Consider the following 26,792-nt stretch of genomic DNA (forward strand, 5'->3'; position numbering starts at 1 on the left):
AGGGGCTTGAAAATGGTAACGGAAAAAACGTTAAGAACTTGTGAACAGGGACACGAGTACTATAAAAGTAGCGATTGTCCAACTTGCCCAACCTGTGAGAAAGAGAGAAAGCCAAAAGAGGGCTTTCTCTCTCTTCTTTCAGCGCCAGCAAGAAGGGCATTAGAACACCATGGAATTCAAACTGTAGAAGAACTCTCAAAATATAGTGAAAAAGAAATTTTAAAATTGCATGGTATGGGACCTGCGTCTTTGCCGAAGCTTAGAAAGGCTTTGGAGGAGAGCGGGTTATCATTTAAATAAAACGAAATAGTGTCTCTTCACTACTTACTTGTTTATACTACTATTTGTGGACAGTAAAGCTCTTAATTATTAAAATTTCATTTTAATAATTTTGAATTAGATAAAAGAAAAAAGTAGGAGAATATCTCCTACTTTTTTTAAGCTGTTCCAATCTGATCTTGATCTGCCACATCAGAATCAAACGTATTTGTTGCACTAACACCGCTAAAAGTATTCACAACAAACCCAACATTGGAAGCTCCAGATCCATTATAGGCTTTCGTGTTTTCTTTCGGAGACACGTTATAAAAATCTCCTAAGTTGAAAGAGCCGTTACTGTTTTGAACGACGAGATTTCCTACAACCGAAGGCATACCATCCACCTACTTTACTAAGCTTTTTAATTACTATATGAATTATTGTGCGGAAGGTTCATCTGTAATATATTGGCGGATTTGCATAATACGAGAGTTATTAAAAACATAATCAACATTTCCAATTTGAAAGCAACCAGAATTTAAAAGTGTCCGTAATTCAACGTTATTAACTTCAATAAAAGGGCATTCATTTACAATATTTAATTTTACATCTGTCGTTCGTTTTGGAATTGTAATGTGTTCATCTGTAAAGATTTCAAAAGCATCAAAACGACCTTCTCCCCTTATATAACAAGGAATTTCACGGTGGACGGCAAGAGCTCTACTTTTTAATTCCATTTGGTTTGCATCTCCAACTTGCAATACGGCAGTAATCCCTAAAGAAATAATAGAAACATTTTGGACAATGGACACATGATGCAACATAATTTCTCAGTCTCCTTAACCTGGAGTAGGAGGGACATCTGTTACTAATGGTACAAATGGACCCTCTGTAACTGTTTCAAATGGTGTATCGAGAATAGAAGATAGAATGAGGAGATTTGCATCTCCAATTAAAAAGAGTGCGGACGATGATACACCGTTCATTTTAATCTGTCCGACTTTTAACTCACGGTTTACAACGTTAAGGTTCATACATACTTACTCCTTTCGGAAATTTCCCGGTATGTGCTGAATAAAGGAGAGAAAGGCTTTGTCAATATCTTGTTTCATTGCCTGAATAATGATATCTCGTAAATAATCTGGATCTGTTGAAATACCTTCATATGATTGAACTTGTGATAAATAATAAGGGAGTCGATGCTCCATCTGTTTTTTTATGTCATCCACCATCATTTGTCGATACATTTCATCAAGCGGTGTTCTCTCTTCTTGTTCAAAATGTAGAATACGATTATATGCTTCTTCATCTAAGTATCGATGCATTTCTTGAAGGATACCTTGATAAAAGTCTGGGTTTGTTTCGGTTTCAGGATTTACCTTCAATGTTTCTGTATCAACTTGAAAATCTTCAATTTGTTGTCCTTTTGCTGAAAATGGATTTAAACCAATATTTAAAGTACCATTTAAGTTTTCGACTTTTAATTGATCGAATTTGTATTCCACTTTTCCTACAGAAGAGGAGGGGCGATTTTTTAATTCGTTAAGCTCTTCTTGGAGTTGTCGCACTTGATCTTCTAAATTCAGGATGGCTGCTTGTTGTGTTTGAAGAGCTTGTTGGAGTTGGTGTAAGTAAGTATATATATCTTGATTCATTTGTGAAACCTCCTTTTCAATAGGGAGGGTAAAAATATTCCTGCTATATATTTATGACAAGGATGTCTTAAGAAGAACTAGTTGATGGTTTGATAGAAATAATTTGTCCTTTTGCCTGTAATGGGCGAAGTGGCTCCGTAAATCCGCCTGTATTTGAAAATTTAGATAGGGCTTTAATACTTCCGGCAGTACCAATTTGGAATACAGAAGAGGTTGTGATGCTATCAATTTTAATACTGTTGATGATGATACTTTGGTTTACATAAAAATTCAATTCAATTGCCTCCTTTAAGTTGAGCCAATTATCGCTTGATCGATTACATCTGAATCGTTGACAGTCGTTGCACTTTGATAATTGTAGACAGAAACATTATCTCCAACGTTGAAAGAACCGGCCCCGGCGAAAGCACGTGAGTAACTAATAGGCCTAATCGCAAATACATCTCCAATATGAAAAATACCACTTGATCCAATATTGACGATACGAATATGTCCGACCATAGCTGGCATACAAAACACCCTTCGTTTTTAAAATTTTCTTTTCTACTATTGTATGGGCGTTTCCAATAAAATGTGTGTTTTTTTGAAATAAAAGAAACACACGCGTTATTGCGTGTGTGTGTTGAACGTTTGAGTAGGGTGTAAATCCGTATGTACATGACAAATTACATTTAAGAGCCTGTCCAGTTCTTGGCTACAATCCACTGTTCTTTGAGAAGTCATTCCATAGCGTTCAGCAAAATAGATCATTTTTTCACGTTTTTTTTCAATAGCTTGCTCAAACATTGAAATCGGCTCCATCTCTAAATGAAATTTTTAGTATATATGTAGTACATATTATACAAAAAAATCATAAAAAAGAAATGCCTTCGCTAAAAAAAGTAAAATTTCTACATTTTATGCTAAATAATGAATAAGTAACGAATAAGATGCGAGAAGAATATTGTAAAAATTAGCGTGCATGAGAAGGTTTTTTTCTTGCGGATGCGAATACAATTAAAGGGCATGAGTTTTAGGATGGAGAGTGGAAATATTGCGTTTTGTAACGGCGAAGAAAGAAGAAAAGGTATTTGTAGGTATTGTGGATGAAGAAGAAGAAAAGGTATTACACTTAAGAGAAGCGCAAAGACAAAAAGGGGAAAAGGTTACAATCCCTATTACAATGTTAGAGTGTATTGAAAGAGGGACTGAATGTTTTGAGAAAGTATGTGAAATTGTAAATTGGGCAAAAGAGAACGGAGAAGCGGCGTATTATCCGTTAACAGAGGTGAGAATATTAGCGCCGATTCCAAGGCCAAGAAAGAATATTTTGTGCGTTGGAAAAAACTATCGTGAGCATGCGGTAGAAATGGGCGGAGTAGAGTCTATTCCAGAAAATATAATGATCTTTACGAAAGCACCAACAACAGTTATTGGCATAAATGAGCAAATTAATGGTCACCCTCACGCAACGGACGAACTAGATTACGAAGGAGAACTAGCTATCATTATTGGTAAGCGAGGGAAGCAAATTAAAAAAGAAAAAGCGCTTGAGCATGTTTTTGGTTATACGATTATAAATGATGTAACAGCTCGAGACATTCAAAGAAAACATAAACAGTTTTTCCTTGGGAAAAGCTTCGATACATTTTGTCCGATGGGACCGTATTTAATTCATAAATCGGTGGTTGAAACGCCGAATGCATTACACATTGAAACGGTAGTAAATGGAGAAGTAAGGCAAACTTCCAACACAAATAAAATGATTTTTTCAATAGAAGAAATTATTTCAACGATAAGCAAAGGAATGACTTTAGAACCAGGCGATATTATCGCAACAGGAACGCCGGCTGGTGTCGGAAAAGGTTTTACACCACCGAGGTTTTTACATGCTGGTGATGAAGTGGTCATTACAGTGGAAAGAATTGGTACTTTGCGAAATGTAGTGAAATGAGAAAAGAGCTATCTTGTATAAAGATAGCTCTTTTCTATGGTCTCGGATTATAGAGATAATCGATAACGGCAAAAGTGTAAAGACCAATTAATGCAAGTGTACAAATGCCAAATAATATAACCGCAAGTGCGCTTTTTTCTCGTCCAAATCCAATAATAGTAAGAATAACAGCAGTCCAAAATGATGCTTTCAGTAGTGTGAGTGTAGTAGGAGTTGAGTAATGAAGCCATGTTGTGGAAAGTAGGAAACTAAAGAATGTAACTAAAATAAACGCTGTAGCTAAATAGTTAATATGTTTACCATATCTTAGTAGCATATCGCACCTCCTTTATGAATTTAAAATACAGAAAATTACAATTTTACCTTAATATAATTGAATATAAAAAGAAAGAGGTTGTCCCAACATGTTGGACAACCTCTCTATTATTACGATAATACAGCTTTAATTTTTTGGAATGCCCACTCTAAATCTTCTTCAGAGATTACTAGAGGTGGTGCGATACGAATTACGTTTTCGTGTGTTTCTTTACATAGTAGACCAGCTGCTTTTAGTTGTTCACAGTAAGGACGAGCTGGCTCGTTTAATTCGATACCGATGAATAAACCTTTACCGCGAACTTCAGTGATCATTGGGTTATCAATTTCTTTTAATTGCCCAACTAATTTTTCTCCTAATTGAAGAGAACGCTCTGTTAATTTTTCTTCTTCTAAAACTTCAAGAGCTGCGATAGAAACAGCACATGCAAGTGGGTTACCGCCGAATGTAGAACCATGAGAACCTGGCTCAAATACACCTAAAATGTCGCGGTTTGCTGCAACACAAGAGATCGGGAATACACCGCCACCAAGGGCTTTACCAAGTATGTACATGTCAGGAGTTACATCGTCCCAGTCACAAGCGAATACTTTACCAGTACGGCCTAAGCCTGTTTGGATTTCATCTGCTACGAATAAAACGTTTTCTTTTTTACATACTTCAAGAGCTTCTTTTAAGTAACCAGCTGGTGGGATGTTAATTCCTGCTTCACCTTGAATTGGCTCTAAAATGAATGCTGCTGTGTTTGGTGTAATTGCGGCTTTTAATGCTTCTAAATCACCGTAAGGAATTACAACGATGCCAGGAAGCATTGGACCAAATCCACGCTTGTACTCTTCATTTGAAGACATAGAAACAGAACCCATTGTACGTCCGTGGAAGTTATCTTCACAAACGATGATTTCAGCACGGTTTGCTTCTACTTTCTTCACATCATAAGCCCAGCGACGAACTGTTTTAATTGCAGTTTCAACAGCTTCAGCACCTGTATTCATTGGAAGTACCATTTCTTTATTAGTTAGTTTCGCAACTTTTTCGTACCAAGGACCTAATTGATCGCTATGGAAAGCACGAGAAGTTAACGTAACACGATTAGCTTGGTCAATTAAAGCGTTAATAATTTTCGGGTGACGATGACCTTGGTTTACTGCAGAATATGCACTTAATAAGTCCATATAGCGGTTTCCTTCAGGATCTTCTACCCAAACACCTTCTGCTTTAGAAATAACGATTGGAAGTGGGTGATAGTTATTTGCTCCATATGTGTCTGTAAGTTCGATAATATCCTTAGTTTGAATCATGATTGTTCCCCCTTTTGTTATTACAAGAAGTTTGTAAATACTCTAAATATTATAGCATTTAAATGTAAAAAAGCGAAACATTTCCTGAAAATAAATGAACATGTTATCATATAGAGTGAAAAAGTGTGAAAAGAGGAGGTAAGGGATACGATGGTACATATGCATATTACAGCATGGGCGTTAGGTTTAATTTTATTCTTCGTTGCGTATTCACTTTATTCAGCAGGAAGAAAAGGTAAAGGTGTACATATGGGGCTTCGTCTTATGTACATTATCATTATTGTGACAGGTTTCATGTTGTACATGGGGATTATGAAGACTGCAACAAGTAACATGCACATGTGGTATGGTTTAAAAATGATAGCTGGTATTTTAGTTATCGGTGGAATGGAAATGGTTCTTGTGAAAATGAGCAAGAACAAAGCAACAGGGGCAGTTTGGGGGCTATTTATTGTTGCATTAGTAGCAGTATTTTACCTTGGACTGAAATTACCGATTGGTTGGCAAGTATTCTAATAAAGAAAATAAAACCACCTTATAATCTCAAAGACTTGGGAGCTAAGGTGGTTTTTACTTTTTATGTCGCATCGATATGTAACTCTTCTCCATTTACTTTCGTAAAACGGAACATGTTTTTATTGGATGTAGTGTGACGGACGAAATGATGCTGTAGTGTACAGATCATCTCTTCGTTATCAAACAAAAGAATATTTACTCCTTCGCGTGACTCCTCTTTCGGTAAGAAAGATAAATAATTATGACAATACATGCAATCATATAAAGAGTAGTGAAGTGATTGCAATGATTCGGTTAATAATGTGAACGCAGAGTCAGGTAATTCCTCGAGCCATTCATTATAGCTAAGAAGTAATTTTTTTCGAATACGTATCATTTCCCCGTTTTGCAGGTGGTGCTGTTCGTTGGCGATTTGTAATATATCTTGTTCATAGAAACGAGCTGGTAGCCAGTTGTTGTTATATAAAATCTCAAAACCATCTTCGGCAATATCTTCTAATAAAAATGCTTCATCATTTTCATCATCAAAGAATACCCATTCATTGTTTATATATTCTACATTACCGACTGTATGAGCGCGGGGCTGGTTATATAAAATATGGTTACGTTGTATCATACATGATTTCTCCTTTATAAAAAGTAGTTATTCCTGTTATAGACAGTTCGTGCATTCTTTATAACTAGACACATCTAGACATAGGTGGGCATACAATAAAACACGTTTTACTGAGTGAGAATGCTATTCCATATGTGGATAGTAGGTTATCGTCAAGTTTTCCATTTTTTGATCCGCACTCTTAGGGTGGGGATTACTGCACGTTCAAGAAAAGAAATAAGATGGAAGGATGATTTATATGTGCGGGATTACAGGATGGGTGGATTATAAACGCTCATTAGAAGGAGAAAGAGATGTCGTTACGAAGATGGCTGAGACGTTAGCCAAACGTGGGCCGGATGATAATAAAGTTTGGATTAAAGGCAATGTCGCATTTGGGCATAAACGTTTAATCGTTGTGGACCCTGAGGGCGGGAAACAACCGATGACTTGTTTAAAAGATGAAACGAATTACGCCATTTGCTATAACGGTGAACTTTATAACACAGAAGACATTCGAAAGGAATTATTAAGAAGAGGATATACGTTCAAAGGTCATTCTGATACAGAAGTATTATTAGCTTCTTATATTGAATGGAAAGAAGAATGTGTCGATCATTTAAACGGTATATATGCGTTTGCTGTATGGGATGAACAGAAAGAACAAGTATTTATTGCGCGAGATCGACTAGGTGTAAAACCGCTATTTTATAAATATGATAGTGGGCGATTACTATTTGGTTCAGAGTTAAAAGCGATACTGGCTCATCCAGATGTGAAGGCGGAAGTAACGTTAGAAGGGTTATCCGAAATATTCGGCCTCGGACCGTCAAGAACGCCTGGCCATGGTATTTATGCTGGTATAAAAGAATTACGTCCAGGTCATGCGATGACATTTTCAAAGAACGGTTTATGTATATGGAGATATTGGAATGTAGAAAGTAAAAAACATGAAGACTCTTTTGAAGAAACAGTAGAGAAAACGCGCTTTTTATTACAAGATGCCATTACAAGACAGCTTGTTTCTGATGTACCACTATGTACTTTTTTATCAGGTGGTGTAGATTCGAGCGCTATTACAGCTATCGCAGCGAAAGAATACGAGAGATCAGGAAAAGGGCAATTACACACGTATTCTATTGATTACGAAGATAATGACAAATACTTTAAAGCGAATGCGTTCCAGCCAAATTCAGATGCTCCGTTTATTAATTTAATGACTGAGACATTTCAAACAACCCATCATCGCTGCGTCATTTCGAATGAAAAATTAGCAGAGTATTTAACTGAAGCAGTACTCGTTCGTGATTTGCCTGGTATGGCAGATATCGATTCGTCATTATTATGGTTTTGTCGTGAAATTAAACAAGATTTTGTCGTCGGTTTATCTGGGGAATGTGCAGATGAAATATTTGGTGGATATCCGTGGTTTTATAGAGAAGATGATTTACAATCGAGTGCCTTTCCGTGGATGCGCTCTACAGAAGCACGTGAACAACTGCTAAAGAAAGAATGGAGAAATAAATTAAATTTACAACAATATGTACAAAGGCGCTATGAAGAGTCGATTCAAGAAGTTCCTATTTTAGAGGGAGAAAGTCCGCTAGAAGCAAAAAGACGCCAATTATTTTATTTAAATATGGTATGGTTTATGACAACATTATTAGACAGAAAAGACCGCATGAGTATGGGGGCAAGTTTAGAAGTACGTGTTCCATTTGCAGATCATCGCCTTGTCGAATATGCGTGGAATATTCCTTGGGAAATGAAAATGTATAAAAACCGCGAAAAAGGTCTATTACGTAAAGTGTTAGAAGATGTACTTCCACATGACATCTTATATAGAAAGAAGAGTCCTTATCCGAAAACGCACAATCCACACTATACAAAAGCAGTAACAGTATGGCTTCAAAATCTATTAACGGATAAAGGTTCAATTTTACACGAATTGTTTGATAAAGAGCAGTTGAACGGATTAATTCAGTCTGGTGGCAGTGCATTTCAAACACCATGGTTTGGTCAATTGATGACTGGGCCACAGCTTTTAGCTCATTTAGCACAAATTCACGTTTGGTTTAAAGAATATGGGGTAAATATTAAGGAATAAGGGAAAAGCGGCTTACAATTATGTAAGTCGCTTTTTATTAAAGAAATTGTCATATAAAATTCAAAATCACCTTATAAATAATACTTAATTAGAATTATTATTTTGACGTACTTATTATTGCTTGTTATAATTGGAAACAAACGTTCTGAAAAGGATTCTCATTTATAAAATTGAGGTGTTATATAGATGACAAAGAAAAAAATAGGTTTACTCGTAATGGCGTATGGAACACCAGAATCATTAGACGATGTAGAGGCATATTATACACATATCCGTCACGGGCGTAAGCCGTCAGAAGAAGCGCTTGAAGATTTAATTGAGCGCTATAAAGCGATTGGTGGAATTTCGCCGCTTGCAAAAATTACGAAAGAGCAGGCGCATAAATTAACAGATTCAATGAATAACATATTTACAGAGTATGAATTTACTTGTTACTTAGGTTTAAAACATACTGCGCCATTTATAGAAGATGCTGTAGAGGAAATGAAGCGAGATGGAATTGAGCAGGCGATTAGTATCGTATTAGCACCGCACTATTCTACATTTAGCATTAAAGCGTATAATGATCGTGCTATTCGTCTTTCAAAAGAAATCGGTGGTCCTGTTATTGAACCAATTGAACAATGGTATGATGAACCGAAATTTATTTCGTATTGGGCAGACCAAATAAAAGAAACGTTTACAGAAATTGATGATAAAGAGAAAGCAGTCGTAATTTTCTCAGCGCATAGTTTGCCAGAAAAGATTATTGCAGCAGGAGACCCATATGTAGAACAACTAAAGCATACGGCAGATTTAATTGCAGAAGCTGCAAATATTCAAAACTATACAATCGGTTGGCAAAGTGCTGGGAATACTCCTGATCCATGGATTGGTCCAGATGTGCAAGATTTAACGAAAGATTTATATGCAGAGCATGGGTACGAATCTTTCATATATTGCCCAGTTGGTTTTGTAGCGGAGCATTTAGAAGTTTTATATGACAACGATTATGAATGTAAAGTTGTAACTGATGAATTAAATGCCAAATATTTTAGACCAAGTATGCCGAATGCACAATCTGCATTTATCGACTGTTTGGCTGAAATTGTTTCAAAAAAAGTGAAGGAAATAGTTGACAAAGGTTTAGTTTTGAATAATAATTAGTTTATAATGATTTTAAATAAATAATAATTACTATGAAAGAAAGAGGAGGATCCCCCTAGATGAATCCAAATAATCGCTTAACAACAAACCAAGGTGCTCCAGTTGGAGATAACCAAAATTCTCGTACAGCTGGTCGTCGTGGACCAGTATTATTAGAAGACTATCATTTAGTAGAAAAACTTGCGCACTTTGATCGTGAACGTATTCCGGAGCGTGTTGTGCATGCACGTGGTGCAGGTGCTCACGGTGTATTCGTAACGAAAAATAGTATGAAGCAATATACGAAAGCGGCATTTTTACAAAATGAAGGAACTGAAACGCCTGTATTTGTTCGTTTTTCAACGGTTATTCATGGTCAAGGTTCTCCTGAAACAGCACGTGACCCACGTGGGTTCGCTGTTAAATTTTATACAGAAGAAGGAAACTACGATATCGTAGGTAATCATTTACCGGTTTTCTTCATTCGTGATGCAATTAAATTCCCTGATATGGTACATTCTTTAAAACCAGCACCTGATACGAATATTCAAACGCCAGATCGTTACTGGGATTTCATGACGTTAACTCCAGAATCTACACACATGATGACATGGGTATTTTCTGATTACGGTACACCAGCAAGTTATCGTGAAATGGAAGGTTTCGGCGTCCATTCATTTAAATGGATTAATGAAGAAGGTAAAATTGTTTATATTAAATACCACTGGAAACCACAGCAAGGTGTACGTAACTTAAATGCGAAAGAAGTGCAAGAAGTACAAGGGAAAGACTTCAATCATGCAACTCGTGACTTGTTCGACGCAATCGAAAAAGGAAATCACCCGAAATGGGATTTACACGTACAAGTTATGCAATTAGATGAAATGGACTCTTTAGACTTTGATCCATTAGATCCAACGAAAGTATGGCCAGAAGATCGCTTCCCATTAATGGAAGTAGGGACGATGACGTTAAATCGTAATCCGGAAAATTTCTTTGCAGAAGTAGAACAAGTAGCGTTCTCTCCAAGTGCAACTGTAAATGGTATTGAGCCATCGGAAGATAAATTATTACAAGGTCGTTTATTCTCTTACCCAGATACACAGCGTTATCGTCTTGGTGCAAATTACTTACAAATTCCTGTAAACTGCCCATACGCAGCTGTTCATAATCAACAACGTGATGGTGCGATGCAAGTAAATCAAAACCCATCTACAATCAACTACGAACCGAGCCGTCATGCAGAGAATCCGGTTGAAGACAAAGCTTACCGCGATTCAACTATGAAAGTAGAAGGCTATGTATCTCGTGAAAAAATCGAGAAACCAAATGACTTCAAACAAGCAGGCGAGCGTTACCGTTCATTCTCTAAAGAAGAGCAAGATAACTTAATTGCAAACTTAACAAATGATCTAAAAGACGTAAATGAACGCACAAAATTATTAGCTGTTTGTAACTTCTTCCGTGCAGATCAAGAATACGGTATGCGTTTAGCGCAGGCATTAAATGTTGATATTACGCAATATGTAGGAAATGCTCCGAAATAAATAGGAAAAGACGACTGTTATGAAACGGTCGTCTTTTTTATGTGTAAAGTTACACGCGGGTATTCTTCAGTTTCGTTATGTCGGAATTTGTTGGTAAATCGATATCTTGTGTCGAAACGTTGATATATTGAAAGAAACAATCGATATATTTGAAAAATCATTGATATATCCAAAAAACCGTTAATATATTTCCAGTCATACTAGGTGGGGTATGTTGCCCGGTGCGCAAAAAAGAGATGCAATCTATTACTAATAGATTGCATCTCTTTTTTAGTTTGCTCGCTCTGCATGTTCATAAGCTTTCTCACCATGCATCGAAATATCAAGTCCCATATGTTCCTCGTGCTCATCTACCCGAACAGGGAGGAAGAAGTTAATAACTTTAATAATGGCATAAGTCATTATTATTGTGAATGCATATGTTGCTCCAATTGCTACCAGTTGTTTAAACAGTAAAGCGGCATTTCCGTAAAATAATCCGTTTGCACCATCTCCGTTTATGGTAGTGGTTGCAAATAGTCCTGTTGCAATACCGCCCCAAGTTCCTCCGATGCCGTGGCATCCAAAGGCATCAAGTGTATCGTCATACCCGAATTTTGTTTTTAAGAAGAAAACGGCGCCAAAGCATAATATACCACCAATTGCCCCGATAAGAAGGGCGGAGAAAGGTGTAACGAACCCGCAAGCTGGTGTAATAGCGACTAGACCAGAAACAACTCCGCAAGCAGCTCCCATCGCGGTCGGTTTTGATTGGAAGAACCATTCAGAAAGCATCCAAGTTAGAGCGGAGGCAGCAGCGGCTATATTTGTATTAATAAATGCAGTTAAAGCTACGTCGTTTAAGGATAATGCGCTGCCGACGTTAAAACCGAACCAGCCAAACCATAATAAGCCTGCGCCTAACATTGTAAATGGCAAATGGTGAGGAGAAGAACCATTTATGTTTTTTCGTTTTCCAAGGAAAATAGCTAATACAAGACCAGCAACTCCGGAAGTGATGTGAACGACGTTTCCGCCAGCGAAGTCTAGTGCCCCAAGTTCCCTTAGCCACCCGCCGACGCCCCATACCCAATGAGCGACAGGATTGTAAACGATCGTTGTCCATAGAAGGATAAAAATAAGAAAGGCAGAAAATCGCATTCTTTCAGCGAATGCACCTGAAATTAAAGCTGGAGTTAAAATGGCGAACATGAGTTGAAACATCATGAATAAATTGTGAGGAATAGTAGATGAGTAGTCTGGATTTGGTGCGTAGGTAACTCCGTTTAGACCGAACCAATCAAGTGTACCGATAATCCCGTGCCAATCTGGTCCGAATGATAAAGAATAGCCGATAACAATCCATTGAATCGAAACGATAGCCATTGCGCTATAACTATGCATCGTTGTACTGAGTACATTTTTGCTGCGAACCATACCTCCATAAAAAAGTGCCAATCCTGGTGTCATCAACATGACCATTACTGTCGTCACAAACATAAAAACCGTATCTCCCATATTCATGATTTTCCCTCCTATAATGTTAGAAAAAATAACATCATTTTGTTATGTTTCATATCATATTCGAAATTGAACTAAAAATCAACTAAAAATTCAGAAAAATATATACGTGATGTTAGAAAACCAAACATGTATTATTTTGTGAGGGTTGAAATCGACATATGCGTTTCATTCGGAAAATTGGTATAATATTCTTACAATTAAAAAACTTGGGGGATGCGTGTGGGAAAAATACGGACTAGGAAACTATTAATTTGTTTTTGCTTAGCTGTTGTTTTGTTTGTACCAATACATACTTTTGCAGACGAAAAAAGAGAGTGGCGAGACGAAGTTATCTATTCCATTATGATTGATCGCTTCAATAATGGAGAACCGAAAAATGACAAACAGTTAGAAGTTGGTAATTTAGAAGGGTATCAAGGTGGGGATATAAGAGGAATTATAAAAAGGTTGGATTACATAAAAGAAATGGGTTTTACTACCGTTATGCTTTCGCCGCTTTTTGAAAGTGGAAAGTACGATGGAGTAGACGTGCGAAATTTTAAAAAGGTAAATGAACATTTCGGGGCAGACAATGATGTGAAAGAACTTGTAAGAGAAGCTCATGCAAAAGGAATGAAAGTTGTATTTCAATTTCCGCTTGGAGAAAACGAACAACAGGTAATTGATGCAATGAAATGGTGGATAAAAGAAGTTGATTTAGATGGAAGTTATGTTATACATAGTGAAAAAAAGCCGCGTTCCTTTTGGGATAACGCGCAAAAAGATATGCAAGTGATAAAGAAAGATTTTCGTATTATGACGAAGGAGGATAGTGAATACAACGAAAAAATAGTAGAATCGTTTTCCAAAGCGGATGTATCGGTGAAATCGTTATACGATGTGAGTAAAAAAGAAGGGGAATTTGTTACGTTTTTAGATGATCAAGAAACAAAAAGATATGCGCGTATTGCAAAAGAAAATATGTATTATCCGCCATCACGTTTAAAACTGGCGCTTACATATTTGTTAACATCACCTGGAATTCCGAATTTTTATTACGGAACTGAAATTGCATTAGATGGAGGAAGTGTACCTGATAATAGACGATTAATGGATTTTAAGTCAGACGAAAAATTTATGCAGCACATAACAAAACTAGGTGAACTTAGACAGGCTAGACCGTCTTTACGACGCGGTACGTTTGAGCTACTGTATGATAAGAGCGGGATGAGCATACTAAAACGAAAATATAAAAATGAAGTAACTTTAGTAGCAATTAATAATACGAAAGAAACACAAAAAGTCTCCTTACCTGCAAGTACGATTGGTGAAAAACAAGAGTTAAGAGGATTGTTAGAGGATGAAATTATAAGAGAGGAAAATGGGGAATTTTATCTCGTTTTAAAGCGTGAAGAATCAAACGTGTATAAAGTTAACGGAGAAACAGGTGTGAATTGGTTATTTATCTCCTTAATCGTTGGTGTGAATGTATTATTTATTGTGTTTTTAATTGCAGTTAAAAGGAAACGTAGATGAGATGAGAAGTTACGCACTCTATATTCATGTCTTCTTATTGGATTTGTAAGTTTGTTCGGTGGGGCCAGGTTAGGGAGAAAGTCTTCTTCCTAGCCTGTTTTTGTGTCAATACGGATAGAGAAAGACCTTTGAAACAAACAATAATTGCAACTATATTAATTTTACATTACATTAAAAGTTAGAGAATACTCTTATACTAATATAGTACTAAATAGTAGGTGGGAAAATGGAATTTTACGATTTGGGTATTACCATTAAAGAGCTTAGAATTAAAAAAAATATATCACAATCCGAATTATGTCATGGAATATGTTCGCAAAGTCAAATTAGCAAAATAGAAAAAGGTATGATTTATCCATCTAGTATATTGTTATATCAATTATCAGAAAGACTTGGTATTGACCCAAATAATATATTTGCATTAACTCAAAACAAAAAGTTAAAATATGTAGAAAATGTAAAATGTGTAATAAAAGATTGCTTAAAGCAAAAACAATATAAAGAACTTTATGAAATCGTGAAAAAAGAGAAAGATGAAAAAAATTTTCAGGCAAAAGAAGATAAACAATTTCTCCTATGGCATGAAGCAATTGCTGTATTTGAGGTGAACAGATCCATAAAAACTGCTTTAAAGCTTTTAAATAATGCATTAAAACTAACTTTAACCAATGTTGATTTTTTATCAGAAAGAGAAATAGATATTATGCAGACAATGTCTATATTTTATGCGGAAAATAAAGAATATGATAAAAGTATTACTATATTAGGAAGATGTTTAACTAATTTTAATAAGTTAGATTTTCCGAGAGATAAAGCGATTAAATTAAAAATCATTTTTAATTTAGCGAAATGTTTAGGTATGACCTATCAATATGAAGAAGCGGTAAAATACATTGATAAGGGCATCAAATTAGCTATTAATCTAAATACTCTATACTTATTAGGTGAACTTTACTATTTAAAAGGATGGAATTTATTAAGATTTAAACAACAGAATGAAGAAGATATTGCAAATAACATGAAAAAAGCATTATTTATATTTGAACTAACAGAAAAAGAAAATCTGATAAAAATGGTTAAAGAAAAATATTTTGAAAACCAAACTGAAAAAAGCCACTCATAATACATTTGGAAATCACTTGAAATATAATAAAACCTACAGGGGAAATCCCTGTAGGTTTTACACTTATAAACTTGCTTCTAAAATATTAGTGTTTAATATAAATTTTTGAATAAGAGTTTACTTAGTGTACTTTTTATTTTGAAGTCTGCATCTTTATTAACAATTTATGCTTCTTTTTAATCACATCCAAATATTGTTAAGATTGAGATGATTCAAGTCGGAGGAAGGCACTTTGAGTGTCTTTTTTTTATGACCTTTATCATTAACTATTTAATGTTTTTTTAAATGATTACATGACATATTTTTTTTGTACCAAGCTTTGTTGATACAGTTAGACTTATCCGTTAGTATATTCGTATTATTAGAACATCCTACAGTATTTAGGGAGAATGTGGCCAATAAAAACCATAATATTAATTTCTTCAAATAACCACTTCTAACTCTTTTTTAATTAACATTTTTTAAAATACTTATTAATTTTACATTACATTAAAGGTTGGAAAATATTCTTATACTCATAAATTGTTACGTTTCGGCGAGGAGAGGAATTATGAGTTATAGCAATTTTTAAGATGACTTTGGCCTAGGATGTAATTGCTAAGAAAAGTAATTCAAATCGAAGGGAAAACGTCTTAAGGTGTCTTTTCCTTATTTTCAATTTACTTAGCGATTTTTACCGCACATACCCTTTTTTCTATGGTTTGTTCTTGTAATATTGTCTCTACAAGACAAAAAGAAAACTCCTCTAATTAAGAGGAGTTTTCTTTTTAGCGGTAGTTAATGAACTGTACGTCGATTGGTAAATCAGCGCTACGAACAGCTGCGATTACGGCTTGTAAGTCATCACGGCTTTTCGCTGTAACACGTACTTGATCGTCTTGTACTTGTGTTTTTACTTTTAATTTCATTTCTTTAATGATGTTGTTAATTTTTTTAGCGTTATCTTTATCGATACCTTGTTGAAGTGTTGCACGTTGGCGAACAGTGTTGCCAGTTGCAGCTTCAACTTTTCCGTAATCTAAGTTCTTAATTGGAACGTTACGTTTTACAAGTTTAGAAATTAAAACGTCTTTTACTTGGTCTAATTTGAACTCGTCGTCAGAAGTTAAAACTAGTACTTCTTTTTCTAATTTAATATCACTTTTACTTCCTTTAAAGTCATATCGGTTTTGGATTTCTTTTAATGCGATATTAATTGCGTTTGTTACTTCAGGTAATTCTACTTTCGAAACGATGTCAAAAGAACTATCTTTTGCCATAGTTAGCACCTCCAAATAAATTTCTAATCTTGTTATGTACTGTACATACTAAAGTATAGCTGAAAACGAGTCTAGACTTAAGTGTTTTTGTACTTATATTCATGGAACCTCATTTTATTATAGTGAATTTTGGGCAGTTGGACAAATACAGGAAAAATCATGTTATAATTAACTTTTGTTTGGAATGATAAAAAAGATAATTTTATATATATAGAAGGGAATTAAAAAAATATGTATTTGCAAATAGGATCGATTGAACAGGTAACTGTTTTACGCGAAACGGAAATCGGATATATGGTTGGGAATGAAGAAGAAGAAATTTTCCTACATAAAAACGAAGTAGCTGGAGAAATTGAAGAAGGCGATACGATTGATGTATTTTTATACCTTGATCACCAAAATCGTATTTCAGCAACAATGAAGGAACCGATTATTACAACGTATGATTGGAACTGGGTAAAGGTTGTAGAAGTTATTCCTAGTTTAGGTGTGTTTGTTGATATTGGTGTGTCAAAAGATATACTAATTCCAGCTGATGAGTTCCCAATTTATATGCCGGTATGGCCAGAAGTAGGCGACGAATTATATTGTACGTTAAAATTAACGAATCGTGATCGTTTAATTGCTCTTCCGGCAAGAGACAGTGATATGCAAGAAATTATCGTAGATGCAACGCCATCTATGCGTAATAAAAACGTAAATGGACGTGTATATCGTTCGCTTCAAGTTGGTTCATTCATACTAACTGATGAGCATTTCCGTGCTTTCTTACACCATACAGAAAGAAAAGAACAAGTCCGCATCGGTGAGCGTGTAACGGGCCGTATTATTGACGTGAAAGATGATGGTACAATTAACATTTCACTTCTTCCTCGTAAAGAAGAAGGAATGGAAGACGATGCGGCAGTAATTTATGCATATATGGAAGAACGAGGCGGAGCAATGCCGTTTTGGGATAAGAGCCATCCGGAAGATATTAAAGAACGCTTTAACATGAGTAAAGCTGCATTTAAGCGCGCACTTGGTAAATTGATGAAAGAAGAAAAAGTTTACCAAGAAGAAGGTTGGACTTACTTTAAGAAATAAGATAGAAGATTAAAAAGCACAACCTTATGTAAAAAGATAAGGTTGTGCTTTTTTAATTTCCTTGCGGTGAAACAAGAGTAAATGTATCTTTCAAATCACTATCGTTTATTTTAATATTAGCCTTTTTTAATTCCTCTTGTAATAATTTTTGGCTGAATGCAGGATCAGCAGTACGTTCTTCCTCTAAGTTTTTGCGAATAGAGTTTTTTACCTCATCGTAAGGTTTTAGATCTTTTTTATCAGTTAATTTAATAACGTGATAACCGTTTGATGATTTTACGGGATTGCTAATTTGTCCAACATTTAGTTTGTAGGCAGCGGTTTCGAATTCAGGAGCCATTGTACCTGAATTGAAGTATCCAAGGTCTCCACCTTTATCTTTTGATAGTAGATCTTGTGATTCTTGTTTTGCTAATTCTTCAAATGAAGCACCAGCATCTAATTTACTCTTTATTTCTTTCGCTTCATTTTCGTCACTTACTAAAATGTGACTCGCTTTAATTTCTGGCTTATAGTGATCTTTTACGTCTTTTTCTGTAATGCTTTTCTTAATCGCTTCATTCATAGCAAGTTTGAACTTAATTTGATTTTTGAAATCCTCTTCATCTTTTAAACGATTGTTTTCTAATACTTTTTTGAATTGATCTCCATATTGTTTTTTTACTTTTTCTATTTCTTTATTTACCTCTTCATCAGGTACTTTATATTTTTTTGTGATGACGTCTTGTGCCATCATTTCGTATAGCATGTCTTTTCCGTAACGATCTTTCAATTGTTTTTCGAAGTCGTCCTTCGTAACAGTCGAGTCTGTTGCTGTGGCGACTGTAGCTGATCCGTTTTTTTGTCCGCAAGCAGATAGCATCAATATACTTATTAGTGCAGTAATAATGAAAATATGTTTCCCTCTCATGCCAACACCTCATCCGAATATGTTATCGCTATTGTAGAATATAGAAGTGAACATGAAGTGAATTTTTAATGTTTTTTCCTTTAAAATGTAAAAAAGTACATCAACATAATTGTTGATGTACGATGGAATCAAAGGTGATCGGTCTTTTTAGAGTATGCACGTTTACCTTGCTGAATATTTTTTTGCTCTTGCTCATTTTTTTGTGTGCGTTTTGCATTATTATCGCGTGCTTTTTTGTCGTTATCACTCGTATGTGGCATATGTATCAACTCCATTTCTAAACGTTGTACGTTTATCATTTCCTTTTTCGTAAAGACTATGTATAGCGGTGCATTTATGAAGGGTAAAGGTGGATTCGAAATGGATTTGAAGTTGAATTATACTGAACTTATAAAGAAGTTAATCGTTGTAATCATCGCAGGATTATTAAACGCGATTGGGATGAATTTATTTTTAACGCCAGCAAAAGTGTATGCGAGCGGCTTTGCTGGATTGTCTCAATTATTATCACAAATATTAGGTGATTTTTTATCGATTCACATATCTACGGGAGTATTGTTTAGCTTATTTAATATTCCTGTCGTTATTTTAGCGTGGAAAAAGGTTGGAAAGGCCTTCACCTTTTTTAGTTTTCTTTGTGTTATATTTATGACTTTGTTTCTAGAAATCATCCCTGTTAGAGCGGTTTCGAATGATATCATATTAAATGCGATTTTTGGCGGGATTATTTCGGCAATTGGAGTAGGGATTGCTTTAAAGTGGGGTGCTTCTACAGGTGGATTAGATATTATCGCCATGATTTTATCAAAAATAAAAGATAAGCCTGTCGGTACATACTTTTTCTTTTTTAATGCAATTATCATTATCGCTGCTGGCTATGTATATGGATGGGAAAAAGCGTTATATACGTTAGTGACTTTATATGTATCAACGAGAATTATTGATGCAATTCATACTCGTCATGTAAAGATTACAGCATTAATTGTTACGAAGAATGGGGCGGACGTAAGAAAGGCGATTCACTCGCGATTAGTAAGAGGAATTACAACGATACCAGCAACAGGTGCTTATACGAATGAAAATAAAGAAATGTTAATGATGGTTATTACCCGTTACGAGTTATACGAATTGGAGAGGATTATTAAACAAGTGGACCCAGGTGCATTTACAAATATACTGCAAACAGTTGGGGTGTTCGGATTGTTTCGGAAAGATTAAAGAGGACCGAAGTTGGTCCTCTTTTTTAATGTACATTCGTAATGTTTTGCAATTGCTCTTGCATTTCACGGAGCTGAACTTTTTCAGCAGTTGAAGAGTTTGCGTAAGCGGATTGCAAAGCATTTTTTGCTCTATATACGAGATCTTGTTGCTCAGTACCGCTTGAACAAGATACGGCATTTTCAACAGCATCTCTAGCTTGTTGGAATAGTAAGTTCCCCATTTAAACCCATCCAAAAGAAGAGTTACTTCTTGCCTTTTCTGCCTCAGCTAATGTACCTCTGTGCGGGAATCTTGCATCATGCTTCATAACAGCATCGGCTCCTTGTTGGATAAAACGCTTTGATTTGTTCTTTTTACCCATTCGAAAAACCCCCTTTATTTAGCTGAAAACAATCGACGCGATGTCTCTTGCGTCTACTTATAGTATGGACATTTGGCAGGAAACTATAAGTAGGGAATTTTTAGATTACAACCCAAGAACCTCTTCTAAATATAAAGCAATACCATCTTCTTCGTTCGTTAACGTCGTATGGTTTGCGAGTGATTTTAATTCAGGGATGGCATTCCCCATTGCGATGCCGTGACCAGCAAATTCAATCATTTCAAAATCATTATCTTCGTCACCGAAAGCGATAATTCGCTCTTGTGGAATGTTGTAATGACTAGAAATTTTTTGTAATCCAACCGCTTTATTTAATCCGCTTTTCACAATCTCAATAATCGGCCAAGGTGCGCCCCATTTTCTATGATCGATTACTTCTGCGTGCATATCCGTTAAATGTTGACGAATTGCAGTGGAATGCTCGTCATGTGCATCAATTAATAAGCAAGTTGGATGATCGTTTAAAATATTTAATAAGTCTCCCGTAAAAATCTTAGGAGAGCCGAATTCGAAAATATGTTTTTTATCTTCATCAATTTCACGAACATACACATCGTCCATTACTTCCGCGTATATATTTTTTACGCCGAAATCAAAGCAAGCTCGTACAATTTCTTGCGCTGTTGCTAGCTCAAGAGGAGAGTGGTGTGTTCCCCAGCTTGAATCAAGAGGATGATGTACGTAAGCACCGTTAAAGTTTACGATAGGTGTGTTAAGAGCAAGTTCTTTATAGTAATCATAACTAGCACGGAATGGACGTCCTGTTGAAATAACAACAATATGTCCCTGTTCCTTTGCTTTTGCAATTGTATGTTTCGTTCGAGTGGAAATTATTTTGTTGTCTGTTAATAAAGTACCGTCTAAGTCTAATGCGATTAAATGTTGTTTGTTCATAATTTCACCTCTTATAATAATTTTTTTGTATCTATCTGTATTTCCGTTTTTAATATGCAGAAATAAGAGGTTAGACTCGGTGAAATCACCATAGATGGAAATTTCACTATATATCCATCTTACGTCTCAAAGTACTGCGGTGTCTACTATTTATCGTTGGAAATTAAGAAAAGTCAACATCTTTTTAGAAAGTTCAAACAATGTTTCTTTCATTATGTACAAATTGTGAAAAGGGTTACATTGCTCGTGTGATGAGACTTATAATGAACATGTAATCTTCTCGTATATGTTTGACTCTCCTTTGAAACTAGCCTAGAGTAGGTTGGTTTCTTTTTTTCTACAAGTAGGAAAGAAATCCCTGCTTACGCTTGTATCATTCATATATATGTACAAGGACGAGATGTAGTACTGTTTCCTAAACATGACAGAAAACCTTTCTTTTAAAATGGATATACTAATGAGGCAAAGACGTCATGGAAGGAGAATGAAAATGGGACAAAATCGCAGGTTTCGTTCTGGACAAAAAGCGCCGAATGATGGTATTTATGTAGAAATTGGTGAAACGGGAAGTATGGTGAAAAATCCGCAAATGGTACAATTAACTGCCGGTGAAAAGTTTCCGGATAACACGAATCATAACCGTCAGTGGACATATAAAAGAAAACCGTAACAGAAGCCGCAATCGTTATTGCGGCTTTTTTGTCATTACACATTATAATTTCATTTACCATATTTTTAAAACAGTATAATGAATGCTTCCTTTTTCTTTTTCCAATAATAAGTTTGAAAATACATAGGCAAAATTATTGTATAAAAAAGTCAGTTGGCGTATAATCAAATCAAAGGTCAAAGAAAGTCAAACTTTTGGAGGGCTGTAAAGATGGACTTAAATCAAATGACAACAAAAACACAAGAGGCGATTATGAGTGCCCAATCTTTAGCGGTATCTCATCATTACCAAGAGGTGGATACTGTTCATCTATTACTTGCATTATTAGAAGAGCAAGATGGATTAGCAGTACGTATATTTCAAAAAATGAATGTTGATATAGAAGCATTAAAGCAAAGTGCTGAAAGCTTAATTAAAAAGAAACCTTCTGTAACAGGGAGCGGTGCAGAGGTTGGAAAATTGTATGTAACGAGCGCTCTGCAACAATTGCTTGTAAGAGCAGGGAAAGAAGCAGAAAAACTGCAGGATGATTACATTTCAGTCGAACATGTATTGCTTGCTTTTTCCGAAGAAAAAGGCGATATAAATCAATTATTTGCAAGATTGCATATTACGAAAGATAACTTATTACAGTCTTTAATGACAGTTCGGGGGAATCAAAGAGTGACTAGTCAAAATCCAGAAGCAACTTATGAAGCGTTAGAAAAATATGGCCGTGATTTAGTGGCAGAAGTGAGAGCTGGGAAAATTGATCCTGTTATCGGCCGAGATAGTGAAATTCGACGCGTTATCCGCATTCTTTCACGTAAAACGAAAAACAATCCTGTTTTAATTGGTGAGCCAGGTGTTGGTAAAACAGCAATCGTTGAAGGATTAGCACAGCGTATTGTGAAAAAGGATGTACCTGAAGGATTGAAAGATAGAACGATTTTTGCGTTAGATATGAGTGCGCTCGTAGCAGGTGCGAAATTCCGTGGTGAGTTCGAAGAGCGTCTGCAAGCTGTATTAAATGAAATTAAAAAGAGTGAAGGACGCATTTTATTATTCATTGATGAACTTCATACAATCGTTGGAGCTGGTAAAACAGAAGGTGCGATGGATGCAGGAAATATGTTAAAACCGATGCTTGCTCGTGGTGAACTGCATTGTATCGGGGCGACAACATTAGATGAATATCGTAAATATATTGAAAAAGATCCAGCACTAGAAAGACGTTTCCAACAAGTATTAGCAGAAGAACCAACTGTTGAAGATACGATTTCCATATTACGTGGATTAAAAGAACGCTTTGAAATTTATCACGGTGTAAATATTCATGACCGTGCGATTGTAGCAGCGTCAGTTTTATCAGATCGATATATTTCAGATCGCTTCTTACCGGATAAAGCGATTGACCTTGTTGATGAAGCGTGCGCAACAATTCGTACAGAAATCGATTCTATGCCGACAGAATTAGATGAAGTAACGCGTCGTATTATGCAGCTGGAAATTGAAGAAGCGGCTCTTGGAAAAGAAACGGATCGTGGTAGCCAAGAGCGTCTAAAAACATTGCAACGTGAATTATCGGATTTAAAAGAAGTTGCAAGTGGTATGAGAGCGAAATGGGAGAAAGAAAAAGAAGACATTCACAAAGTTCGTGACTTACGTGAACATTTAGAACGTCTGCGCCGTGAATTAGAAGAAGCAGAAGGTAATTACGATTTAAATAAAGCAGCCGAACTTCGTCACGGGAAAATTCCTGCAATCGAAAAAGAATTAAAAGAAGCGGAAGAAATGGGCGCGCATAATAAACAAGAAAATCGTTTATTACGTGAGGAAGTAAGTGAAGAAGAAATTGCAGATATTGTTTCACGCTGGACTGGTATTCCTGTTGCTAAACTTGTTGAAGGCGAACGTGAGAAATTACTACGCTTAGAGCAAATCTTATCAGAGCGTGTCATCGGACAAGAGGAAGCAGTAAGCCTAGTATCAGACGCGGTTCTTCGTGCACGCGCTGGTATTAAAGACCCGAATCGTCCAATTGGTTCCTTCATTTTCTTAGGCCCTACGGGTGTTGGTAAAACAGAACTTGCAAAAACGTTAGCGCAGTCTTTATTCGATAGTGAAGAGCAAATGATTCGTATTGACATGTCTGAGTATATGGAGAAACACGCTGTGTCACGCTTAATTGGTGCGCCTCCTGGATATGTAGGGTATGAAGAGGGCGGTCAATTAACAGAAGCGGTAAGACGTAAACCGTATTCAGTTATTTTGTTAGACGAAATCGAAAAAGCACATCCAGAAGTATTCAACATTTTATTACAAATGTTAGATGATGGACGCATTACAGATTCACAAGGAAGAACAGTAGACTTTAAAAACACAGTTATTATTATGACTTCAAATATTGGATCTGCTCATTTACTAGAGGGATTAGAAGAAGATGGTTCGATTAAAGAGGAATCAAGAGACCTTGTAATGGGGCAATTAAGAGGACATTTCCGCCCTGAATTTTTAAACCGTGTTGATGAAATTATTTTATTCAAACCTCTTACAACGAATGAAATTAAAGGCATTGTTGATAAAATTGTAAAAGAACTACAAGGCCGTCTAGCTGAACGTCACATTACAGTAGAATTAACAGATGCAGCAAAAGAATTTGTTGTAGAAGCTGGTTTCGACCCAATGTACGGAGCTCGTCCATTAAAACGATACGTACAACGTCAAGTGGAAACGAAATTAGCAAGAGAATTAATTGCAGGAACAATTACAGACAATAGTCACGTAGTTGTTGATGTAGAAAATAACGAATTAGTCGTTCATGTGAAATGAAAATAAAAAAGAGTTCGGATAAAATCCGGACTCTTTTTTTAGTGTTGTTCTACTGGCTCGTTTGGAATTGCAGCTGAAATTGCGAGTACTAATACAGCAAGAACAACTGAGAAAATAGACGCTTGGTTAAAGTCGTATGTACCGCCAGTCATAGAGCCAATTACGTAGCTCATCATATGTACAAGTAAGAACGACCAAATTAATGCCCAAATGAAACGCATATTTTACACCTCTATTCGTTCAATCTGTCCTTATTGTAACACAATTGAAAAAAGAATATAGAAAAATATTTGTAGATTTTTCAACGCAAATTTGCATTCCGTTCATACATTATAAAAGAGTGGTTTTATATGTTTAGAAAATAAGGCGGGGGAAAAATGAGTATTACGGAACGTTTTTTTTACTTAGAAAAAGAACCATGTGTCATTTATTTACCGGAGAAGCCAAATGGATTTTCTGTTATGCTCCTCGGTGATTATAACTACTTTATTGAGAATGGTACAAGTTTATGGACACAACATGCGGGTAAATCTTATTTCTTACATGGTCTTATTGAGCAAGGCTACACGGTCTTTTCCTCTAATTTATACGGAAGACATTGGGGGAACGATCAATCTGTTCGTCTGGCAAAACGTTTATATGATGTTGTTTTGAGAAAAGAGACGTTAAATGCGAAGATGCACATTATGGCAGATGGTATGGGAGCGCTTGTGGCACTTGAAATGATGAACAAATATCCTGAATGTATTCGTTCTGTTGTTATGTTAAATCCGTGTTTAGATTTACCAGAATATGTGGGTTTTGAGAAAGAGCATAAGTTTTTTTACAAGAGACTCGTGAAGGAATTAAGTTTGGCGTATGATTCCAAAGAAGAAGAATTAGATTTAAAAATAAATAAGAAATCATTTACGCTTCTTCCATCTTGTGTACCTGTTAAAATTTTCGTATCAACACAAGAAAAAAGAGGAAGAAAACAGCAGTTGCGGAGATATGAGAAAATGAGGCAATTAAATCAATGTGATACTTCTGTCTTATTCCATCTGCAAGATGTGAAATATAAAATGGTTAGGCAAACGACCGATTTCTTTAAAAAATATGAAGAAGAATTGTGAAGCTCCCATATACATAAATGAGGAGCTATTTGTTTCAAAGGGAAAGGGTTGGTGGTATGGAACGCGTGCTGATAATAGGTGCACTTACGTTTGTAGGTTATCACCTTGTGAATAAAATGATCGCAGAAGAAGTAGAAGTGTATGGTCTTGATTTTGATGAATTCGATAGTATGACCAAAATTAATGAAGAGAAGTTATTGTTAATTGGGCGAAATGCGTTATTTACGTATTATTCGATAAGAGATGAAGATGGATGGAGATCGGTAGAGGAAGAGAGATTCGATACTGTCTACTTTTGCTTATATGAGCCAAATCAGCAATGTGGATTTCGGAATGAAAGAGTCATATTACAATATTTAAAGCGAATTATAAGAATGTGTGAAGAACAAAAAGTGAAGTTAAATTTAATTTCTTCTATTGAAGTAAGTAGTACAGGTGAATCCGAAAATAAGCGACTATTTTTGAAAGTAGAAGAAGGGTTGAAAAAAGGGAATTTAAAATATAGTGTATTTCGAGTTCCTACATTATATGGACCGTGGCAACCATCCTTTATGATGTATCATCAGCTCATTTTATCAGAATTAGACGAGAAAGAGTGCCGTTGTACGAGTGAGGAAAAAGGAAGTGATTTACTTTACATTGAAGATGTATGTGAATACTTATGGGAAAATGGAACGAACGGGGCGCATCTTGGTATATACAATTTACTTAGTGGTAAACAGTCATTATGGGAAAAAGGTATGAATCTTTTACGCGCGGATGATAAAGTAAATAAAAATAATAATGAAATAAGAGATGAGGCTATCGAGGTAATTTCGATAAAAAGAAATACCCCGTTAGAATACGGTTTAAATAAGCAACTGGCACACATGAAAAAATATAAAGAGTTATACGAAGAGTAGCACGCGTGTTACACTATTGTATGTGAAAGTTTTAATGGAGAGGAAGAGTAT

The 26,792-nt window shown here is 35.7% G+C and carries 32 protein-coding genes; 14 read left to right on the forward strand and 18 right to left on the reverse strand.

Annotated elements, in window-relative coordinates; translation table 11 throughout:
- Positions 1–12: 12 nt before the first annotated feature.
- Positions 13–300 (forward strand): RNA polymerase alpha subunit C-terminal domain-containing protein, encoded by a 288-nt coding sequence (locus ACQRBL_RS05440; RefSeq protein WP_000255723.1) that lies wholly within the window; start codon positions 13–15, stop codon positions 298–300.
- 137 nt (positions 301–437) lie between these two features.
- Here the strand turns inward: ACQRBL_RS05440 and gerPF are convergent, their stop codons facing one another.
- The 7 genes from gerPF to ACQRBL_RS05475 all read right to left on the reverse strand — a co-directional run bounded on the left by gerPF (position 438) and on the right by ACQRBL_RS05475 (position 2,699).
- Positions 438–653, reverse strand: coding sequence for a spore germination protein GerPF (gene gerPF / locus ACQRBL_RS05445; RefSeq protein WP_001141570.1), 216 nt, complete (start codon positions 651–653; stop codon positions 438–440).
- Between the two features lie 42 nt (positions 654–695).
- Positions 696–1,082, reverse strand: a complete 387-nt coding sequence (locus ACQRBL_RS05450; RefSeq protein ID WP_000902329.1) for a spore germination protein GerPE — start codon at positions 1,080–1,082, stop codon at positions 696–698.
- 15 nt (positions 1,083–1,097) lie between these two features.
- A complete protein-coding gene (gene gerPD / locus ACQRBL_RS05455) occupies positions 1,098–1,292 on the reverse strand; it encodes a spore germination protein GerPD (protein WP_001052807.1) in 195 nt (64 codons plus the stop codon).
- A gap of 6 nt (positions 1,293–1,298) precedes the next feature.
- Positions 1,299–1,913: a spore germination protein GerPC gene (gene gerPC, locus ACQRBL_RS05460; protein ID WP_001070761.1), complete on the reverse strand. Its 615-nt coding sequence runs from the start codon at positions 1,911–1,913 to the stop codon at positions 1,299–1,301.
- Positions 1,914–1,980: 67 nt separating this feature from the next.
- Positions 1,981–2,187, reverse strand: coding sequence for a spore germination protein GerPB (gene gerPB, locus ACQRBL_RS05465; RefSeq protein WP_001012508.1), 207 nt, complete (start codon positions 2,185–2,187; stop codon positions 1,981–1,983).
- 14 nt (positions 2,188–2,201) lie between these two features.
- Positions 2,202–2,423, reverse strand: a complete 222-nt coding sequence (gene gerPA / locus ACQRBL_RS05470; protein WP_001111187.1) for a spore germination protein GerPA — start codon at positions 2,421–2,423, stop codon at positions 2,202–2,204.
- A gap of 96 nt (positions 2,424–2,519) precedes the next feature.
- Entirely contained in the window at positions 2,520–2,699 is a 180-nt protein-coding gene (locus ACQRBL_RS05475; protein WP_000462857.1) for an aspartyl-phosphate phosphatase Spo0E family protein, read from the reverse strand.
- A gap of 247 nt (positions 2,700–2,946) precedes the next feature.
- Here ACQRBL_RS05475 and ACQRBL_RS05480 point away from each other — a divergent pair, with 247 nt between their 5' ends.
- The gene (locus ACQRBL_RS05480; RefSeq protein ID WP_001213080.1) at positions 2,947–3,846 is read left to right on the forward strand and encodes a fumarylacetoacetate hydrolase family protein; all 900 of its coding nucleotides are present in this window, start codon (positions 2,947–2,949) and stop codon (positions 3,844–3,846) included.
- Between the two features lie 34 nt (positions 3,847–3,880).
- Here the strand turns inward: ACQRBL_RS05480 and ACQRBL_RS05485 are convergent, their stop codons facing one another.
- Together ACQRBL_RS05485 and rocD are read right to left on the reverse strand one after the other, a co-directional pair.
- Positions 3,881–4,162 (reverse strand): hypothetical protein, encoded by a 282-nt coding sequence (locus tag ACQRBL_RS05485; protein ID WP_000926859.1) that lies wholly within the window; start codon positions 4,160–4,162, stop codon positions 3,881–3,883.
- 110 nt (positions 4,163–4,272) lie between these two features.
- Positions 4,273–5,463 carry an ornithine aminotransferase gene (gene rocD, locus ACQRBL_RS05490; protein ID WP_000616660.1) on the reverse strand — a complete coding sequence of 397 codons (1,191 nt, stop codon included), beginning with the start codon at positions 5,461–5,463 and terminating at the stop codon, positions 4,273–4,275.
- 150 nt (positions 5,464–5,613) lie between these two features.
- Between rocD and ACQRBL_RS05495 the strand changes: the two genes are divergently transcribed.
- The gene (locus ACQRBL_RS05495; RefSeq protein WP_000233490.1) at positions 5,614–5,979 is read left to right on the forward strand and encodes a YisL family protein; all 366 of its coding nucleotides are present in this window, start codon (positions 5,614–5,616) and stop codon (positions 5,977–5,979) included.
- A 61-nt stretch (positions 5,980–6,040) separates the two neighbouring features.
- Here the strand turns inward: ACQRBL_RS05495 and ACQRBL_RS05500 are convergent, their stop codons facing one another.
- Positions 6,041–6,595 (reverse strand): DUF2777 domain-containing protein, encoded by a 555-nt coding sequence (locus ACQRBL_RS05500; protein ID WP_377894985.1) that lies wholly within the window; start codon positions 6,593–6,595, stop codon positions 6,041–6,043.
- A 238-nt stretch (positions 6,596–6,833) separates the two neighbouring features.
- Between ACQRBL_RS05500 and asnB the strand changes: the two genes are divergently transcribed.
- The 3 genes from asnB (at position 6,834) to katB (ending at position 11,353) form a co-directional block, all read left to right on the forward strand.
- The gene (gene asnB / locus ACQRBL_RS05505; protein WP_411996302.1) at positions 6,834–8,681 is read left to right on the forward strand and encodes an asparagine synthase (glutamine-hydrolyzing); all 1,848 of its coding nucleotides are present in this window, start codon (positions 6,834–6,836) and stop codon (positions 8,679–8,681) included.
- A gap of 186 nt (positions 8,682–8,867) precedes the next feature.
- Positions 8,868–9,827, forward strand: coding sequence for a ferrochelatase (gene hemH, locus ACQRBL_RS05510; protein WP_065482681.1), 960 nt, complete (start codon positions 8,868–8,870; stop codon positions 9,825–9,827).
- A gap of 59 nt (positions 9,828–9,886) precedes the next feature.
- Positions 9,887–11,353: a catalase KatB gene (gene katB, locus ACQRBL_RS05515; RefSeq protein WP_411996303.1), complete on the forward strand. Its 1,467-nt coding sequence runs from the start codon at positions 9,887–9,889 to the stop codon at positions 11,351–11,353.
- 270 nt (positions 11,354–11,623) lie between these two features.
- Here the strand turns inward: katB and ACQRBL_RS05520 are convergent, their stop codons facing one another.
- On the reverse strand, positions 11,624–12,856 hold the full coding sequence (locus tag ACQRBL_RS05520) for an ammonium transporter (protein WP_001055850.1): 1,233 nt from the start codon (positions 12,854–12,856) through the stop codon (positions 11,624–11,626).
- Positions 12,857–13,069: 213 nt separating this feature from the next.
- Here ACQRBL_RS05520 and ACQRBL_RS05525 point away from each other — a divergent pair, with 213 nt between their 5' ends.
- Positions 13,070–14,371, forward strand: a complete 1,302-nt coding sequence (locus ACQRBL_RS05525; protein WP_098377251.1) for an alpha-amylase family glycosyl hydrolase — start codon at positions 13,070–13,072, stop codon at positions 14,369–14,371.
- Positions 14,372–14,597: 226 nt separating this feature from the next.
- On the forward strand, positions 14,598–15,494 hold the full coding sequence (locus ACQRBL_RS05530) for a helix-turn-helix domain-containing protein (protein ID WP_000397875.1): 897 nt from the start codon (positions 14,598–14,600) through the stop codon (positions 15,492–15,494).
- Between the two features lie 767 nt (positions 15,495–16,261).
- Here ACQRBL_RS05530 and ACQRBL_RS05535 read toward each other — a convergent pair.
- Positions 16,262–16,753, reverse strand: coding sequence for a YajQ family cyclic di-GMP-binding protein (locus ACQRBL_RS05535; RefSeq protein ID WP_001040146.1), 492 nt, complete (start codon positions 16,751–16,753; stop codon positions 16,262–16,264).
- 231 nt (positions 16,754–16,984) lie between these two features.
- On the opposite strand from ACQRBL_RS05535, the gene ACQRBL_RS05540 reads away from it, so the two are divergent.
- Complete coding sequence (locus ACQRBL_RS05540) at positions 16,985–17,839, forward strand: CvfB family protein (protein ID WP_000281259.1); 855 nt, start codon at positions 16,985–16,987, stop codon at positions 17,837–17,839.
- Between the two features lie 52 nt (positions 17,840–17,891).
- On the opposite strand, the gene prsA is transcribed toward ACQRBL_RS05540, so the two are convergent.
- The gene (gene prsA / locus ACQRBL_RS05545) at positions 17,892–18,749 is read right to left on the reverse strand and encodes a peptidylprolyl isomerase PrsA (protein ID WP_001214221.1); all 858 of its coding nucleotides are present in this window, start codon (positions 18,747–18,749) and stop codon (positions 17,892–17,894) included.
- 128 nt (positions 18,750–18,877) lie between these two features.
- On the reverse strand, positions 18,878–19,009 hold the full coding sequence (locus ACQRBL_RS05550; RefSeq protein ID WP_001120851.1) for a DUF3941 domain-containing protein: 132 nt from the start codon (positions 19,007–19,009) through the stop codon (positions 18,878–18,880).
- A 100-nt stretch (positions 19,010–19,109) separates the two neighbouring features.
- Here ACQRBL_RS05550 and ACQRBL_RS05555 point away from each other — a divergent pair, with 100 nt between their 5' ends.
- Positions 19,110–19,967 carry a YitT family protein gene (locus ACQRBL_RS05555; RefSeq protein WP_000364431.1) on the forward strand — a complete coding sequence of 286 codons (858 nt, stop codon included), beginning with the start codon at positions 19,110–19,112 and terminating at the stop codon, positions 19,965–19,967.
- 25 nt (positions 19,968–19,992) lie between these two features.
- On the opposite strand, the gene ACQRBL_RS05560 is transcribed toward ACQRBL_RS05555, so the two are convergent.
- From ACQRBL_RS05560 to ACQRBL_RS05570, 3 genes are all read right to left on the reverse strand, one after another.
- A complete protein-coding gene (locus ACQRBL_RS05560) occupies positions 19,993–20,190 on the reverse strand; it encodes a DUF3813 domain-containing protein (protein WP_000527408.1) in 198 nt (65 codons plus the stop codon).
- On the reverse strand, positions 20,191–20,331 hold the full coding sequence (locus ACQRBL_RS05565) for a competence protein (protein ID WP_411996304.1): 141 nt from the start codon (positions 20,329–20,331) through the stop codon (positions 20,191–20,193).
- Between the two features lie 105 nt (positions 20,332–20,436).
- Positions 20,437–21,246, reverse strand: coding sequence for a Cof-type HAD-IIB family hydrolase (locus ACQRBL_RS05570; RefSeq protein ID WP_001041231.1), 810 nt, complete (start codon positions 21,244–21,246; stop codon positions 20,437–20,439).
- A gap of 490 nt (positions 21,247–21,736) precedes the next feature.
- Here ACQRBL_RS05570 and ACQRBL_RS05575 point away from each other — a divergent pair, with 490 nt between their 5' ends.
- Both ACQRBL_RS05575 and clpB read left to right on the forward strand, forming a co-directional pair.
- The gene (locus ACQRBL_RS05575; protein WP_000531422.1) at positions 21,737–21,916 is read left to right on the forward strand and encodes a YjzC family protein; all 180 of its coding nucleotides are present in this window, start codon (positions 21,737–21,739) and stop codon (positions 21,914–21,916) included.
- 210 nt (positions 21,917–22,126) lie between these two features.
- Positions 22,127–24,727 carry an ATP-dependent chaperone ClpB gene (gene clpB, locus ACQRBL_RS05580; RefSeq protein WP_411996305.1) on the forward strand — a complete coding sequence of 867 codons (2,601 nt, stop codon included), beginning with the start codon at positions 22,127–22,129 and terminating at the stop codon, positions 24,725–24,727.
- 38 nt (positions 24,728–24,765) lie between these two features.
- Here the strand turns inward: clpB and ACQRBL_RS05585 are convergent, their stop codons facing one another.
- Positions 24,766–24,948, reverse strand: a complete 183-nt coding sequence (locus ACQRBL_RS05585) for a YjzD family protein (protein ID WP_001211116.1) — start codon at positions 24,946–24,948, stop codon at positions 24,766–24,768.
- Positions 24,949–25,104: 156 nt separating this feature from the next.
- Here ACQRBL_RS05585 and ACQRBL_RS05590 point away from each other — a divergent pair, with 156 nt between their 5' ends.
- Positions 25,105–25,839, forward strand: a complete 735-nt coding sequence (locus tag ACQRBL_RS05590) for a hydrolase (protein WP_000028690.1) — start codon at positions 25,105–25,107, stop codon at positions 25,837–25,839.
- Positions 25,840–25,868: 29 nt separating this feature from the next.
- Entirely contained in the window at positions 25,869–26,741 is an 873-nt protein-coding gene (locus ACQRBL_RS05595) for an NAD-dependent epimerase/dehydratase family protein (RefSeq protein ID WP_000487723.1), read from the forward strand.
- Positions 26,742–26,792: the final 51 nt, after the last annotated feature.

It is taken from the genome of Bacillus sp. AF62, from assembly GCF_050312695.1.
In the GTDB taxonomy this organism is placed as follows: Bacteria; Bacillota; Bacilli; order Bacillales; family Bacillaceae_G; genus Bacillus_A; species Bacillus_A cereus.

Bases quoted from the DNA above. Each gene is read 5' to 3' on its own strand.
- ACQRBL_RS05440 (WP_000255723.1), top strand. From the start codon at position 13: ATGGTAACGGAAAAAACGTTAAGAACTTGTGAACAGGGACACGAGTAC.
- gerPF (WP_001141570.1), bottom strand. From the start codon at position 653: ATGCCTTCGGTTGTAGGAAATCTCGTCGTTCAAAACAGTAACGGCTCT.
- ACQRBL_RS05450 (WP_000902329.1), bottom strand. From the start codon at position 1,082: ATGTTGCATCATGTGTCCATTGTCCAAAATGTTTCTATTATTTCTTTA.
- gerPD (WP_001052807.1), bottom strand. From the start codon at position 1,292: ATGAACCTTAACGTTGTAAACCGTGAGTTAAAAGTCGGACAGATTAAA.
- gerPC (WP_001070761.1), bottom strand. From the start codon at position 1,913: ATGAATCAAGATATATATACTTACTTACACCAACTCCAACAAGCTCTT.
- gerPA (WP_001111187.1), bottom strand. From the start codon at position 2,423: ATGCCAGCTATGGTCGGACATATTCGTATCGTCAATATTGGATCAAGT.
- ACQRBL_RS05475 (WP_000462857.1), bottom strand. From the start codon at position 2,699: ATGTTTGAGCAAGCTATTGAAAAAAAACGTGAAAAAATGATCTATTTT.
- ACQRBL_RS05485 (WP_000926859.1), bottom strand. From the start codon at position 4,162: ATGCTACTAAGATATGGTAAACATATTAACTATTTAGCTACAGCGTTT.
- rocD (WP_000616660.1), bottom strand. From the start codon at position 5,463: ATGATTCAAACTAAGGATATTATCGAACTTACAGACACATATGGAGCA.
- ACQRBL_RS05495 (WP_000233490.1), top strand. From the start codon at position 5,614: ATGGTACATATGCATATTACAGCATGGGCGTTAGGTTTAATTTTATTC.
- ACQRBL_RS05500 (WP_377894985.1), bottom strand. From the start codon at position 6,595: ATGATACAACGTAACCATATTTTATATAACCAGCCCCGCGCTCATACA.
- asnB (WP_411996302.1), top strand. From the start codon at position 6,834: ATGTGCGGGATTACAGGATGGGTGGATTATAAACGCTCATTAGAAGGA.
- hemH (WP_065482681.1), top strand. From the start codon at position 8,868: ATGACAAAGAAAAAAATAGGTTTACTCGTAATGGCGTATGGAACACCA.
- katB (WP_411996303.1), top strand. From the start codon at position 9,887: ATGAATCCAAATAATCGCTTAACAACAAACCAAGGTGCTCCAGTTGGA.
- ACQRBL_RS05520 (WP_001055850.1), bottom strand. From the start codon at position 12,856: ATGAATATGGGAGATACGGTTTTTATGTTTGTGACGACAGTAATGGTC.
- ACQRBL_RS05525 (WP_098377251.1), top strand. From the start codon at position 13,070: ATGCGTGTGGGAAAAATACGGACTAGGAAACTATTAATTTGTTTTTGC.
- ACQRBL_RS05530 (WP_000397875.1), top strand. From the start codon at position 14,598: ATGGAATTTTACGATTTGGGTATTACCATTAAAGAGCTTAGAATTAAA.
- ACQRBL_RS05535 (WP_001040146.1), bottom strand. From the start codon at position 16,753: ATGGCAAAAGATAGTTCTTTTGACATCGTTTCGAAAGTAGAATTACCT.
- ACQRBL_RS05540 (WP_000281259.1), top strand. From the start codon at position 16,985: ATGTATTTGCAAATAGGATCGATTGAACAGGTAACTGTTTTACGCGAA.
- prsA (WP_001214221.1), bottom strand. From the start codon at position 18,749: ATGAGAGGGAAACATATTTTCATTATTACTGCACTAATAAGTATATTG.
- ACQRBL_RS05550 (WP_001120851.1), bottom strand. From the start codon at position 19,009: ATGCCACATACGAGTGATAACGACAAAAAAGCACGCGATAATAATGCA.
- ACQRBL_RS05555 (WP_000364431.1), top strand. From the start codon at position 19,110: ATGGATTTGAAGTTGAATTATACTGAACTTATAAAGAAGTTAATCGTT.
- ACQRBL_RS05560 (WP_000527408.1), bottom strand. From the start codon at position 20,190: ATGGGGAACTTACTATTCCAACAAGCTAGAGATGCTGTTGAAAATGCC.
- ACQRBL_RS05565 (WP_411996304.1), bottom strand. From the start codon at position 20,331: ATGGGTAAAAAGAACAAATCAAAGCGTTTTATCCAACAAGGAGCCGAT.
- ACQRBL_RS05570 (WP_001041231.1), bottom strand. From the start codon at position 21,246: ATGAACAAACAACATTTAATCGCATTAGACTTAGACGGTACTTTATTA.
- ACQRBL_RS05575 (WP_000531422.1), top strand. From the start codon at position 21,737: ATGGGACAAAATCGCAGGTTTCGTTCTGGACAAAAAGCGCCGAATGAT.
- clpB (WP_411996305.1), top strand. From the start codon at position 22,127: ATGGACTTAAATCAAATGACAACAAAAACACAAGAGGCGATTATGAGT.
- ACQRBL_RS05585 (WP_001211116.1), bottom strand. From the start codon at position 24,948: ATGCGTTTCATTTGGGCATTAATTTGGTCGTTCTTACTTGTACATATG.
- ACQRBL_RS05590 (WP_000028690.1), top strand. From the start codon at position 25,105: ATGAGTATTACGGAACGTTTTTTTTACTTAGAAAAAGAACCATGTGTC.